Annotated in this window: 11 protein-coding genes; 3 read left to right on the top strand and 8 right to left on the bottom strand. The window is 41.7% G+C overall.

All coding sequences use genetic code 11. The features are described from left to right. Nucleotides 1-192: 192 nt before the first annotated feature. The 4 genes from M9R32_RS08630 to mtnK form a co-directional block, all read right to left on the bottom strand. On the bottom strand, nt 193-639 hold the full coding sequence (locus tag M9R32_RS08630) for a GNAT family N-acetyltransferase (RefSeq protein ID WP_269926332.1): 447 nt from the start codon (nt 637-639) through the stop codon (nt 193-195). Nucleotides 640-670: 31 nt separating this feature from the next. Beyond that, on the bottom strand, nt 671-1,309 hold the full coding sequence (locus M9R32_RS08625) for an L-fuculose-phosphate aldolase (protein ID WP_269926331.1): 639 nt from the start codon (nt 1,307-1,309) through the stop codon (nt 671-673). Nucleotides 1,310-1,467: 158 nt separating this feature from the next. Next, on the bottom strand, nt 1,468-2,484 hold the full coding sequence (gene mtnA / locus M9R32_RS08620; RefSeq protein WP_269926330.1) for an S-methyl-5-thioribose-1-phosphate isomerase: 1,017 nt from the start codon (nt 2,482-2,484) through the stop codon (nt 1,468-1,470). Continuing rightward, nucleotides 2,481-3,695: an S-methyl-5-thioribose kinase gene (gene mtnK / locus M9R32_RS08615; RefSeq protein ID WP_269926466.1), complete on the bottom strand. Its 1,215-nt coding sequence runs from the start codon at nt 3,693-3,695 to the stop codon at nt 2,481-2,483. Before mtnK ends, mtnA begins: the two co-directional genes overlap by 4 nt. Nucleotides 3,696-4,820: 1,125 nt before the next feature. Between mtnK and M9R32_RS08610 the strand changes: the two genes are divergently transcribed. Then, nucleotides 4,821-5,237 carry a hypothetical protein gene (locus M9R32_RS08610; RefSeq protein ID WP_269926329.1) on the top strand — a complete coding sequence of 139 codons (417 nt, stop codon included), beginning with the start codon at nt 4,821-4,823 and terminating at the stop codon, nt 5,235-5,237. 6 nt (nt 5,238-5,243) lie between these two features. Next, nucleotides 5,244-7,748, top strand: coding sequence for a hypothetical protein (locus tag M9R32_RS08605; RefSeq protein WP_269926328.1), 2,505 nt, complete (start codon nt 5,244-5,246; stop codon nt 7,746-7,748). Nucleotides 7,749-9,230: 1,482 nt separating this feature from the next. On the opposite strand, the gene M9R32_RS08600 is transcribed toward M9R32_RS08605, so the two are convergent. From M9R32_RS08600 to M9R32_RS08585, 4 genes are all read right to left on the bottom strand, one after another. Beyond that, the gene (locus M9R32_RS08600) at nt 9,231-10,523 is read right to left on the bottom strand and encodes an efflux RND transporter periplasmic adaptor subunit (protein ID WP_269926327.1); all 1,293 of its coding nucleotides are present in this window, start codon (nt 10,521-10,523) and stop codon (nt 9,231-9,233) included. After that, nucleotides 10,520-11,209 (bottom strand): hypothetical protein, encoded by a 690-nt coding sequence (locus tag M9R32_RS08595; RefSeq protein ID WP_269926326.1) that lies wholly within the window; start codon nt 11,207-11,209, stop codon nt 10,520-10,522. Before M9R32_RS08595 ends, M9R32_RS08600 begins: the two co-directional genes overlap by 4 nt. Before the next feature lie 993 nt (nt 11,210-12,202). After that, complete coding sequence (locus M9R32_RS08590; RefSeq protein ID WP_269926325.1) at nt 12,203-12,637, bottom strand: transcriptional regulator; 435 nt, start codon at nt 12,635-12,637, stop codon at nt 12,203-12,205. Between the two features lie 119 nt (nt 12,638-12,756). After that, a complete protein-coding gene (locus tag M9R32_RS08585; protein WP_269926324.1) occupies nt 12,757-13,068 on the bottom strand; it encodes a hypothetical protein in 312 nt (103 codons plus the stop codon). Nucleotides 13,069-13,260: 192 nt separating this feature from the next. Here M9R32_RS08585 and M9R32_RS08580 point away from each other — a divergent pair, with 192 nt between their 5' ends. Further along, complete coding sequence (locus M9R32_RS08580) at nt 13,261-13,701, top strand: helix-turn-helix domain-containing protein (RefSeq protein WP_269926323.1); 441 nt, start codon at nt 13,261-13,263, stop codon at nt 13,699-13,701. Nucleotides 13,702-13,753: the final 52 nt, after the last annotated feature.

Here is a 13,753-nt window from a genome sequence, read left to right as displayed (position 1 = left end):
CCTTTTATTTACTGAACTCATGTAATTTGTCGAAAATATGCGACAATTTAAAATTTACCATAATATGTGAGTGTTGAATATGACAGGTTTTGTCGAATTATGTAAATAGTTTTGATGAATCAACATTGCAGACAAAAAAGAACACCAAGAACTTTCATATTAGCGAAAGTAACTTGGTGCTCTTTAGTCGGTTTAAGTTAGGAAATAGTCCATTACTCGTTCATTTCCAATATATTCATCTGTCAGTACAAAGCCTACCTTTTGATAGAAAGCAATGGAGTCGTCATTTGATGAAACCACTGATAGTCTTACTCGTTCGCAGTCTTCATGCTTCGATAACATCTCAATCGCTAGTTGCACGCCTTTACGTCCATAGCCTTTTCCTTGAAATGCTTCGCCCACCATGAACCTTGTAATCCAGTAGCGATCATAGTCTTCATTTTCCGGAACAATTTCCGTCGCGACAAGACCAACGACTGTTTCATCATCCGTGATTGCGAAGGGTGTCAGTTTTGGATCGACGTATGCTTCTGCAATGGTGTACATATTAGATGCAACAAAGTTTTTCTGTGATTCCGCGACATGCAGTTTAATACACGCTCGGAAATTATCTTGCGTGACTGGTTTTAACTCAACCATCTTTCATTCCCCTTTGTGCTTGTGAATCTATTTATTTCTGCCCGTACGTCTTAAACTTCTCAGCCATATGAGCCATTTCTTCATCATCTAGAATAACTGGTTCTCCAACGGTTTTTGCTTTCAAGAAGACTTCGCAGCAAAATTCGACTTCTTCTGCGATATTGAATGCGGTCGCGATGTTGGTTGCGCCTGCCAGTAATCCGTGATTGGCTAGTAAAACTGCTTTTCGATTTTGCATGGCATCGAAAGCATTCGTTGCGAGTTCCGGCGTTCCGAAACTTGCATAGTCCGCACAACGAACGTCTTTTCCTGCAAATGCTACCAAGTAGGAAACGGCTGGTAGATTCCATCTGAGTGAAGCAAGGACCGTCGCGTGCATGGAATGTGTATGGACCATCGCATCTATATCTGAGCGTTGTTGATAGAAAATCGCATGCATCGGAAACTCGCTTGATGGCTCTTTATCGCCATGAACCACATTCCCTTGTAAATCGCACACGACAACATCGTCCGCCGTCATTTTGTCGTAATCAATGCCGCTCGGACTGATGATCATATGGCCAGATTCACGGTCAAAGATGGAAATATTGCCTCCTGTCCCTTTCGTCAATCCTCTTGTAATTAGCATCTTGCAATATTCGACAATTTCATTGCGTTCTTTCAGGAACATGTGGGTTCCTCCTTGCATGGTTGGTTTACTGTTTCTTGATATTGTGTTGGCTTTTCTTGATATCGCGTCAACTTTTCTTGATATACGTCAGATTTCTCTTGATATCCATGTTGGTTTTCTTGATATCTGCGATTCATGTTGCCTGGCAGCACAACAATTTAACGAAATAGTTTTTCCAGGTTTTCACTAAATGGTGCACGAACAATGCCTTTTTCCGTCACGATGGCTGTGATATGTTCGTGAGGCGTGACGTCGAATGCCGGGTTGTAGACGTTCACGTCAGCTGGAGCTGTCAGTTTGCCAAAGCCTTCGATGACTTCAGATTTGTGACGTTCCTCGATAGGAATTTGTGTTCCCGTTGGTGTATTTAAATCAATCGTTGGCGTCGGTGCAGCCACGTAAAATGGAATGTTGTAGTGTTTCGCTAAAATGGACACGCCAAGTGTCCCGATTTTATTGGCCGTATCCCCGTTTGCAGCGACACGATCGCAACCGACGATAACAGCTTGTACTTTTCCTTGTGACATGACCATGGCTGCCATGTTGTCGGTGATGACTGTAACGTCGATGCCCGCTCTGCTTAGTTCCAGCGCGGTCAGTGTTGATCCTTGTAAACGCGGGCGTGTTTCGTCAGCGTACACTTTGAAATCCCAACCTTTTTCTTTCGCCAGGTACATTGGTGCTGTAGCTGTTCCGTATTTAGATGTCGCAAGAGCGCCTGCGTTACAATGTGTCAGGATGCCCATGCCGTCAGCTAATAGCGTTAATAGGTTTTCACCTATGTTGCGGTTGATTTCTTCGTCTTCTTTATGAATGGCTTTCGCTTCCGCTAATAAAGCTTCTTTATAAGTAGCGTCTGGTGCTTTGACTGCTGTCATGCGGTCGAGAGCCCAGAATAAGTTGACTGCGGTCGGTCTAGACGTAGCCAAATACGCTGCAGATTTCTGCACTACTTCCACCAAATCGGTTTCAGCATTGCGAACAGCCAAGTAAACGCCGTATGCTGCGGCAACGCCAATGGCCGGGGCACCGCGAACTTTCATGGTGACAATGGCATCCCAGACGCTTTCGACGGTTGTAAATTCTTCATAGACGATGTCGTTCGGCAGTTTGGTTTGGTCGAGCAAGACAAGGGCGTCGTTTTTCCATTCGATTGGGTTAAGTGCTTCAGTCATTTGTTTTCCTCCTGGAGTGCGTTTTGTAGCGCAGTTAAGTATTGGCCGCCCGTTTGGAAATCTGACGGGTTGAGGATCAGTTCCACTGCGACGCGCAGGCAAAGTCGCTCTGCTTTCAGACGGTCTTCGATTGGCTCGATTGTCGTGATGTCTTTCACTTTTGCCAGGCCGACGATACGGCGTGCCAGTTCAAGTCCAGCCATACCCGCCGTGTCTTTCAGGATATTTTGAATGTAATGTTCTTTAAAATCTGCGTTTTTAGCGACAAGTTCAGTGGCATGCTCATCCCAAGCTGCACGGAATTTCGTGTCGAATAAGTCCATGATGTCGAATAATGTGTTTTCGACCCATTCCGTGAATTCTTTGTCAGAGTAGGCGCGGCCTCGAGCCCAAGCGAAAATCAGGTTCGCCATGACATTTCCGATATCGTAGCCCATCGGTCCGAAGAATGCGAACTCTGGATCGATGACTTTCGTGTCATTCTGGTCAATGAAAATGGAGCCCGTATGTAAGTCGCCGTGAATGAGCGATTGCGTGTTGTTCAAGAAATGGAACTTCAATTTGGCCACTTCCAAGTGCAGTTCTTCGTTTTCGTAAAGATGCGTTTGGACGAATTGTTCATTGCCCGGTGTCACTTCGTTACGGTTGAAGTTGTTATGGAAAGGCTCTGTGAACACGAGGTCTTCCGATATTTCGCAAAGCTCCGGGTTGATGAATTTCGCAACAAGGTCTTTCTTTTCTTTATGGTTCAACACGACGTCCGATGTGCGTAGCAATGTGTTCACTAGGAAGTCCGTGATATGTTCTGCGAAATTCGGGAACGTCTCGAAATTTGTGAGTGCGGTGCGCATGATTGTCAGATGCGATAAGTCTTCCATCACGCAGCAGCTCATCGTTTCATCTAATAGTAAGATCTCTGGTACCAATCCCGGTGCCAGTGTATGTTGCAATAGTAGTGCTTCGGTTTCGATTTTGTTGCGGCTTGTCGAAAGGACGAACTCGTCAGAAATGCGCGCAGTCGTCCCTGCTTGTTTGAGAATGACCGATTCGTTTGTCTCCGTGTTCAACACACGATACACATAGTTCAAATTCCCGTCGCCGATTTCCTTACAAGTGATTTGTTGTGCACTTTGGAAAGAATCTATTTTAGCTTTCACATATTGAATGACATCATCAGAATTCATCAGGAAGTATTGTTCAAAAGTATGCATTGGTGTTCGCATGTGCAGCCGCTCCTTTGAAAATAGGTTTTGTTCTATCATAGCAAATATTTTTGTGAGAGTATTCTAGTTATTGAGAATTTGTGTCTATTTTCATAAAGGTGTGAGGTTATTACAAATTCGGAAATGTTTATAACGAATCCGCTTATAGTGGTTACCTTAGAGAATAAAATATGTTCTTAGGAATACCGATTAACTGGGGAGAAATGTATTTTGCTACGCACATTAAGATAGTATGGATGATTATCATAAAAACAAGAAATAAAGAGATTAAGGATGATTCGATGTTCCCTGACCTTGGATAACAATTCACTTTCAGCTGATATCCTCGGATTCATCAAATAAGGCAAGCAAATTTACCGTCCACCTGCACCATCTATTTTTCCAATTTTCTAATATCAATACATTATTTACAAGATTTTTACGATATAATAAGAAAGGAATTATTTGGATACAAGTCTCTTCAATTTACGGGTTGTAAAACAAAGGGGGAATTAAAGTATGGCAATTAATTTGGGTTTTCTTGTGATGGATTCTAGTATTTTTAGTTAGCCGCATAGAAAAAGAAGAAAAGATTCAAAAAATGAATAGCTTGGAGCAGGAACTCGTCTATATCCTTTCGTATTCCCGTGATATTACCATGTCGATCTACGATATGATGGAAACTCCGGATTCAGTAGCTCGCTTCCAGTAATTCAAGCGTTTGGTACTGGATAACCCTCAGGTGGTAAACAATCAAAGGCACCAGCTACAGTTGTCAAAAAACCGAAATGCCCCAGCTGATGAAATATACGAAGCTACAAATCTATTGGATGATTTCATAGCACTGCGAAACATCGCATTTTCTTCTGGATCTTGTGATGATGCCCTGAACAAGCTTTATCGGGAAGCAAAATCGATTATAAATGCGCCCTTTCATGGAGAACCCTGGAAGAACGCCGTCCAGATTTTCAATCAAATGATCGGCGATATTCAAAACCTCGGGAGAGACTTTAGAAGAACCATCTAAAAACATCAAAGCTGTATAAAAGGAAACAGGAGGACCGTCCCTATGCTCTTAATACAAAAAGGATGCACAAGAACCGTCCTCCTGCTTCCCAAGAGAGGAGAAAAATAATGGAGAATGTAAGAGATTTGTTTTTTCAGCAGGATACATTGAAAATGCTTTTAGAGAAATGTGGGGTGGTCGGTGATGACGTAATCATTCCCTGGAACGGTGGTTTAGCGCTTACGGACCAGGTAGGTAACATTACGAATTACCTGACGATTGATACGAACGGCCAACTGCTACTGCAGAACGGGAATTTCGACACGATTAGCTCGGTGTCTTCCGTTGCCGATCACCAATTCCAAGTTCATGACCATCAGCAGATTATCGGGCAGCTTTTCACAAGCCACCACACAGGAAACCTGGACTCCTATTTGGACCTGGTCGGTGACGGCGAAAAAGAAACTTTGCGCAGTGTCCTAGCCTTGGACACCGACTCAATAGATACAATAATGAACATTAGTGAAATCATCGATTTCTATTAAAAGAGGATGGGGAAAATGATCAGCAACCAGCGAGAACAAACGCTTGAACAAATCATACTTGAAACCGGCTATGATATCTATTTCAAAAACCTGGAACTGGAAGAGGAAATTCTGCAGCACTTTCCGTCATCTGCCGCCAATCCCCTCTTATCTAGGCTCTGTGTGACAGGTAGTAGTTCAGAGCCGATTGCACACTATCTTGATAAGCTAGTCGAGACAACCGATTTCCTGCAACAAGTCGCGAATCAGGAATCCAGCAATTCAACCTTTTTGGACATCATCAAAAGCATGGATGTTTCCGAGTCTCTCTCCTACATGTTTGGCGAAGGCCTGGAAAAAGACATCGCCCGCATCGAAGAAGAGTACAACGACACTCTGCAATTGCTGGAAAAGGCTTTACCAGCGATTCCTTTTGGGAAACGATATCCTTTCACAGACCAGATGCGTAAATTTTGCCGGCTGTATCTAGCGCATGCTCTTAAACCTCTTGCCAAAACGATGGGAAGGCATCAGGAACAGCTTGGAAAAACCTTTGAACTTTTTAAAAGGAATATGAAGAACAAGAATGAACTGCAATCCGCCTATCTAATTTCAAGGCTTGCAGGCTCACTGCTTGGTGGCATCGCGGGTTCATTGGCTATCCGTGCAATTTTTGTTGGGCTGAATTCCAACGGGGAACGGGAATTTAGCCAGGAACTTTCTTTTGCCCATCAGACCTGGTACCAGATCCAGACCGCTAACCTGACGGACACTGTCACTGCAAATTATAAGCCCCGTCTGCACCATCTCTGCCTTTCGATGATTGGGGGACTCTGGCTTGCCGTCCAAAAAGATTTACGGGCGCTTACCCTTGAGATAACCGATTTCGATTTTACTGGTACAAGGTTAAGCATCGAACTCCATAAAGAAGGAAAGGAAAGGTTTGCGAAAAGGATCGAGGAGGTGCTGAGAAGTTCAGATTTAGCCCAAATCGCCAGCACAATCCGGACATTCGCATCGTTCCCACAGCTGGCTAGTTTGGCAGACACAAATAACCATTTGTATATTGAAAAACTTTATGTCCATTACTTGTATGCCAAGGCGGATACGTTGCTGGCCGGCGGGAAGCCAGTCCCCATCGAAGGCGGACTGCCATCCCTTAACTGGAAAATGAAGCGGGTTAACCCTTCCTTCTCGTTCCTAGAAGAAGACAGCTACAATGAAATTTTTGAGACAATCAAGGATGCCTTTTACAAATACCCGGATGAAATGCACTGGCTTTACAAAGATATGATTGAGGTAAACCAGCTTTTTACTTGGGGTGATGCGAAGAAAACCCGTAAAGTGCTTAATCAGGATTATTTATCCGCGCTGTACATCACGTCGTGCATCATTTCTAAACGGAGTGTGCCCGAGTATGACATCGAAACTCTGCTCAGTTATAAAGAGACCTATTTACTGCCAATCATACAGGTGGATAAATATTCGCAGGCTCATGAGGAAATCATCCACCAATGGATTCCGTTGGTACAGAAAGAGAGCAGACTCGCTAGGTTTTTCGGCAAGCGCACAGAAGCCGGCAGGCTTCAACAGGCGATTAAATCCCTTGACTATCGCACTGTTGAAAAAATGCTTCAGGCTGGCTCAATCATCGAATCGCTGACCATAACAAAAGACATGGTCAGCCCCGGGTACCGCCATTTTCTCAAGCTCCTTGCAGAATCGGGCAGACCGGCGGAGATAAAAGTAAGCGGAGACCTCCTGTTACAGGTAATTGAACAAAACGATAACTCTGCGCTGCAATATTTGCTGGAACTTGGGGTCAATCCTTTCACCCCTCTCGACGACACGTACCTCCTGGCGAGGATCACAACCGAAGGCAACTTTGCGATGACCTATAACATCTATGAGCACTGCATGAAAACGTTGGAACACTATCAGGCATCAGTCCGCTCTCTGCCCGATGATCAACTGACGCCTTATTACTTTTTATATATCTCCGGAAAAACGTGTTTGCCGGAAAAATATCCGGAACTCATCCAAAGTATCCCGGTGGAAAGACGGGAGAGAGAGCTGGCAATGGCGGTTTCAAGCCTGACGAGCAGGCTTCTATGGGAAATGTTCAGGGCCGGTTATGATGACAGGTTTATATCACTGGCAGAGACGAATGAAGACAGCTTCTTCAAAATACTGTGCTCAACCGCCCACTACCAATTCTTAAACGAGATGCATGACTTCAAGCCTGCCCTTCTGGAGACAAGAGTCCAGGGGATCCCTATGCTGCGTGAAGTATACGAACTCGGCCACCCTGACCTCGCTTGGCATTTCCATGAAGTATTCGAAATCCATGAAATCGGTCAAGTTACTTATGACGATGTAGAGAAAGCCGCTGTGGCTGATTTGAACGAAAACTATCTCATTCTCCTGAATCAAACGGTCAACGGCATCGACGAAGTCTTTACTAAAATCATGCAGGATGCCCAACATCATGGCCATAGAGTTATCATCGAACTCATTGACCGGGTACGGTAAAGAGGAAGGCCCACCAATCTGACCATATTAATCTAAATTCATATATAAACAAAATAAAAAACCACTCAATCCATTGATATGAGTGGTTTTCTTATGAAATGGATTATATCGGCTCGAATCGACGACCTTCACACTACCAGTATGATGTCATTATTGTATGAATTATTATAAATCCTTTGATTATGGCTTATATTTAAATTTCCAAAAACATTCATTAATTTATTTACTGCAATTTATCTTGGTTTTACATCAGTTTCACAACATTCCATGCATCACCAGTATACTTGGAAATTTCGATAGGAAAAAAGAAACTCCATACGCTTGCAAATTTTATGACCAAATTCTTAAGATTTATACTGATCCTTCTTCATCACTAAACAGGTTCACGCGCGAATTTTCCCTCGTTATTGGCAAAATTTAGTTTTGAGAAAAAAGCATAATTTCCTCGAGTTGTACTTTTACTTTTACGAAATGCAAGAAATGGGACGAGGGAATCTTTCAAACGGACTGATATTCAAACCTTTTAACATAGTTACAACCCATACATGCAACACCTATTAGTTTTTTTGTAACAGGGTGTTGAAAGTATATTTCATCAAATCCACAAACGTTGCATTCAATATCATAAAAATATTCACGTGGACCAATAATCGTTTCAAGTACAAGCTCAAAATTCATTTAATCACCTCTGTTATTTAGTGAAATTACTATAACAAAGGGCATTCATCATAAATTGTAGAAATTAAATGACAACAAATAAAAAGTTTTCGACATCAAGAAGATAATAATCCAGGACCACATCTCAATTACGGACATATTTCGCAGAATGTTCTTTTTTATTCTAGGAAGTGAAACGAAAAAGTAAAATGAAATTCTATTTTTCCATTCTCCTGAATATAGTGAATGTAGTGGAGGGATAGCATAGCATGAAAGGGAAAAAATTTAGTTGGTTACCGGTTCTTATGATTTCCTTGATTATCCAGTATTTAACCCTATTTGCATTGGGATACGTGTAAGATCAACTTTTCCCGCAATCATTCTTTTTTGTGTTAGCCATAATTAACTCTTTAATTGTTGCATTAATCGGAGGAATTATTGCAAACCATTACTATTTTAAACACTCATTGGACATAGGAGGAATATGCGCTTCTATTTTCTATGTAGTCAATCTTTTTATCGCAGGATATGAATTATTCAGTTTTACAAATATCGCCATATTATTAATATCTTACTACTTTGGTTGTTTAGGGTCCTACTTGTACAATGAAATCAAAATTAAACGAGCTAATCTTTGAGACAACTCTGACAGGGTTCGCTAAGGCTGATTTGAATATCTTATCTCTTCATTTCACGGCTAAATATCTTCATATCAACATAGCATGTCTCTATTTCACGACCACCAATCTAAAATTCATCGTTACATCACAATTCCTTCGCAAACATAAACGACCTCTTCCATGACTAGGAAGAGGTCGTTTATGTTTATCGTGCTAAGTATTTAAGGTAGTTTTTCCAGCCGAATGCTTTTGCTGATTCCCATGAAGGGGATGCTATTGGCATTGGGTAGAAGATGGCTGGTGCGTAACGGTAGTCGTTGATTTGTGGTTCGTAGACAACGACTGAGCCTACTTTGAGGCCTTCTGTGATGACCGAACGTGTTTTCAAATCGAAGGCAATCGTTACAGGTGTTTTCACCGCATATCCGTATTTGTTCACGACATGTGCTCCTGCTTTGTTGTCAAAACGATTGTTTAACCAAGCGCTCTGAACGGCAACTGCTTGTTGTGCTTCGTTTACTAGCACCATGGCGTTCGTGTTGTTTCCGAAAGGCAAGTTTGTGATTGGTTCTTTCGGTTGAATGCGAACTTCATAGTATGCCAGTGGGTTCTTATGATCTTTTGGATCCAATGCTTTATAGGCAGTCAGGAATTCGGAATCTTGTGCAGGAACTTGGGAAACTTGCGTTACCGTTCCTTCTATTGATTGTTCCATGCCATCTGCTTGGAGGCGAACGCGGTCGTCGACTTGCACGTCCTGCCATTGCTCATCCGTTGCATACGTAACGATGATTTTATCGATACTGTAAATTTCAATCGCCAAGCGGTCGTTTTTATCGCGAATTGTCGATACGATCCCTTCGACTGGACTAATGATGGCAGCCGCTCCTTCTTGAGCAAGCTGTGCATCGACGACTTGTAATTGTTGGTTGACTTCAGACAGTTTCTGCTCCGCTTCAGCGATTGCTTGTGCGAATGCGCCGTCTTGGGAAACGTCTACGCCGACATCTACGTTGACATCAACATTAACGGTTTGATCGTCTGTGTTTTCTGTTACGTTGTCTGTGGCATTTCCTGTTGAACTACTTGTGCTCTGTGCAGTTGCACGGTCAGATTGCAACGTACTGATGGTTGCGTTGATTTCCGTCACTTGACGCTCAAGTGCTTCCTTCTCCGACTCCCATACTTCCCGTTGTTCATCAGCTGTAGACGTATTCAGTGTAGCAAGCTCGTCGCCTGCTTTCACTGCGTCTCCTTCTTTGACTAACCAGTCTTGAATTGTATCTTCACTTTCCACATAAACCGTGGTTGTGTCGAGTGGAGCAACGAGTGATTCTTTCGGTAAAGATTCTTCAAAGTCGCCAGCTGCCAAACGTTCGTAATCATGGACATACACGTCTTTCGAAATCACGCTCTTGTCGCTAAACAACAGAATCGCGTTTGCGCCAAGGAAAGCGGAAACTGCGACGGATATGCCGATTGTTAACCATTTATTCATTTGCCGGCACCTCCTTCAACAAAACGACCGTACCATTCTTCAAGAGGAAGTAAGCCGACTGCTGCAGTAATAAGTGTCATCACGATATGTATGGCAATGATGATTAATAAAATAATGCGCGGGTTCATCTCCGTGAATGAACGGATGAAACGAACTTGCAACGCAATAATCAATGCCGTAAAGATGGATAGTTGATTAAAGAAGAATACAAGGAATGGGTGATCGAACACTGTTGCTGCCAGTGGGCCGAATGAAAACAGTGACACCGGAGTGGTTGCACCCGTCATCAAAAAGATGAAAAATAGTAATGCTTTTTCAAGTAACAGGATTCCTACAACATACAGTTGCAACACGGCCAGCTTGGATAATTCGATGCCAGTGATGCGGTTTAATAGGAAAGCGATGCCGAAAAAGTGGAAGGCCATATAAAGAATTGCCCAAAGGATGATTCCTACAAGTGAGACAAGACGAGCCAGTGTGTATGGGTCATTGCCGCCGAATGCATATAAAGAAGTGAGGTGCTGTGTGTTCATACCCCACAGCTCTTGTGTAACAAATAATAGTAATCCGAACAAACCGACCATCCAGACGCGTTTTTTGAAGTCGCGCATCGTGGCTGAACCGAGATTATCTATTAGTTCTTGCTGGTTTGCTAGATATCGCCAAAACCGAAAATCAAATATCATATTATCAAGTTTCCTTCCCGTAACTACCAGTAGCTATTAATCTTCCTTTACTTTACCAAAATTCGACATCATTTGTAACGTACGAAGGGTACAGATATCGAAAAATTGGTGAAAAAGTTATGGGAGTATAGTAAGAGATTCATAGGTTTATGCCTTTTGGAATAGATTTTAAGTGAGTCCAATGAAAAAAGTGTGAGCTCCCAACTATGCTCACACTTTTCTTTGTGACAAGATTTAGGCCCCCACCTAAACAGGTCGACAGAATTATACTGCCCGTAAGCTCAATTGCGCGCGGATGGGTGTAGGAATGAGGTGAGTTTCCCGCAACGCTATGTATACATCGATCGTCCTCTATCTCTCCTTCCCCAAAGGTTCAATAGCTCTATTTTAGTTTAAATCACCATGGTTTTAATGGATACATTTCGCCTCAAATTTGAATTTTGACCACCTATTAAGCTTAGACAATTCAATTTTGGCATAAAAAAATGCCTCAAAATTGAATTTTGGAGAATCATTGAACTGAAATTTAGTAAAAAATGAATAAAATATTCCTACAAAACCTAAACTTTATATAACCTATCAAAGGAAAATTTCTACATATACTAATTTAATCGTATTTCCTGCGATACGTTTTAGGAATGGTAAGACGCCAGCCGCTTCTATAAGTTTCAGTAAGCAGAGAAAAGTAGAGAGGACGTGGTAAATATGAAATTAAACAAACTGCTTGAATTGAATGCTGTCGATATCTTGTTCGGCGTCATCGGGTCAAGTGTATCTGTCATAATTTTGTATATGTTGATTTAGGAGCGTGTTGTATGTACAGGTACGACTAGAGCCCTTCCCCGATCGCATTATTTCGGAGAAGGGTTTTTAATTTGGCTTGATGGAAACGAAGATGAATATACATAAAAAATGTCCACAAGAAAACACCTCCCTCATTGCGTAGGCAGGTGTTTTCAACTTTTATTGAGTTCCATGATTATCCTCCAACGGTTAATGTGTCAATCGATCAAAGAGATTTTGATCTCGCGTAGTGAGCGCGTAGTCAATCATCCGGCTGCGATTTGCTTGCTCGAGTAACGAAATGAATTCGTTTGCTTCTTCCTTAACATCGCTGGCTGGTTCTCTGTCTTCCGGCTCGCCATGTTGTAAAATCGTTTGCAAATGCATATGAATATCAGACACTAACAACAATTGATAGAGTGGTAAGCGGATGAAGCGATTGCCTTTTTGAAAAACGAAGACATCCGATAAGTTTTCGACTTGATACGTATGCATATTGACGATGATTTCTTTTCCTTCCACAGGAATGAAGTGAAATAATTCGTCATCTTTTTTAATAGAGAAATATTGATAGGCAAATACCAGTTTCATCTTCTGGCCTTCTAGTTTTGAATAAAATGGTTTCATTAGTTGTACGTGTAACATTGTGATCCCCTCCTTTTTTATCAAAATATTCTGATTACTAATAGTGTATCACAATCCCGTACGTTTCGTGCATGACATATCCGAAAAAAATGCTACCGTTAATCAGGTAGCATCAGTGGTCATTTCTTCTTTTTTCTGTATGTAATAAAGGCGATGGATTGCTCGTGGTACTGAATGAAGAACCCAAGCAGTATGTTTTGTATGGTTGTGGCGATATCCATTCCAAGGGTTTCTTTGTATGTAAAAGAGCATTTGTTATTAATAAAATCAATGTGAAGATCTTCAATTTCAAATGAATCGAATGACAGGCGTTCAATCAATGCTTTTCCATTATTATTGGAAACAATGATTGCCGCTTTACGTTCTCCGTTCGGAGTAACATATAGTAAAAATTCCTGGCCGTTCTGTTTGAATTTGGTGCTTTGTTGCAACCCAGGCAGTACAATTTCATAGGATGGGCAAAGTAAATCAACCTTTCTAAAATGGTTTCAATTTGGTTTAGGTTCCATTAAGTGGAATAAGCTATTAAGATATTACTAAATATTCTGTTTTTGTTAAAAATAATATATCAATTATGAAACGCCATTTCAATAATAAGATATCTTAGAACAAGAGAGCTGAAATTGACTACACTACCTGCAACTAAGGTGGTGTTGATTTTGCAATTACATGAACTGATTACGGAGTACCGAAAGCTATCTCAACTTACTCAAAAAGAAGCTGCCAAACTACTGAATATTTCTGCCAGTACTTTATCTCGCTATGAAACAAATCCTGAGAGTATTTCTCTACCAGTCTTTCGGGCAATGTGCTCGCTTTACGGCATTCCGAGAGATATCAGCAATGAAGTCATCTATCATTCATCCACGATTTCCCGCAAGAAACTATTGCGTGTAAAAGAACCACTGGACGATTACGGAGAAGAGTCCTTGAATCCGGTCTATCATGCGTATAAATCTGACCCTACTTTCTTTCAGCTATTCCAGGAGTTTTATAGTAAACCAACGCTTGATAAAGAAAAGTTTAAAGAATTTTTGAAAGCCTATCTTCATTTAAAATCATAATTCTTTCCTTTCACTTACGGTTTTCCTCGAAAAGCCGTATAATGAAAGGAAA

It is taken from the genome of Paenisporosarcina quisquiliarum (genome assembly GCF_027563315.1).
Taxonomy (GTDB): Bacteria; Bacillota; Bacilli; order Bacillales_A; family Planococcaceae; genus Paenisporosarcina; species Paenisporosarcina quisquiliarum.
This window is presented reverse-complemented; position numbering and strand designations above follow the sequence as displayed.

Bases quoted from the DNA above. Each gene is read 5' to 3' on its own strand.
- M9R32_RS08630 (WP_269926332.1), bottom strand. From the start codon at position 639: ATGGTTGAGTTAAAACCAGTCACGCAAGATAATTTCCGAGCGTGTATT.
- M9R32_RS08625 (WP_269926331.1), bottom strand. From the start codon at position 1,309: ATGTTCCTGAAAGAACGCAATGAAATTGTCGAATATTGCAAGATGCTA.
- mtnA (WP_269926330.1), bottom strand. From the start codon at position 2,484: ATGACTGAAGCACTTAACCCAATCGAATGGAAAAACGACGCCCTTGTC.
- mtnK (WP_269926466.1), bottom strand. From the start codon at position 3,695: ATGCATACTTTTGAACAATACTTCCTGATGAATTCTGATGATGTCATT.
- M9R32_RS08610 (WP_269926329.1), top strand. From the start codon at position 4,821: ATGGAGAATGTAAGAGATTTGTTTTTTCAGCAGGATACATTGAAAATG.
- M9R32_RS08605 (WP_269926328.1), top strand. From the start codon at position 5,244: ATGGGGAAAATGATCAGCAACCAGCGAGAACAAACGCTTGAACAAATC.
- M9R32_RS08600 (WP_269926327.1), bottom strand. From the start codon at position 10,523: ATGAATAAATGGTTAACAATCGGCATATCCGTCGCAGTTTCCGCTTTC.
- M9R32_RS08595 (WP_269926326.1), bottom strand. From the start codon at position 11,209: ATGATATTTGATTTTCGGTTTTGGCGATATCTAGCAAACCAGCAAGAA.
- M9R32_RS08590 (WP_269926325.1), bottom strand. From the start codon at position 12,637: ATGTTACACGTACAACTAATGAAACCATTTTATTCAAAACTAGAAGGC.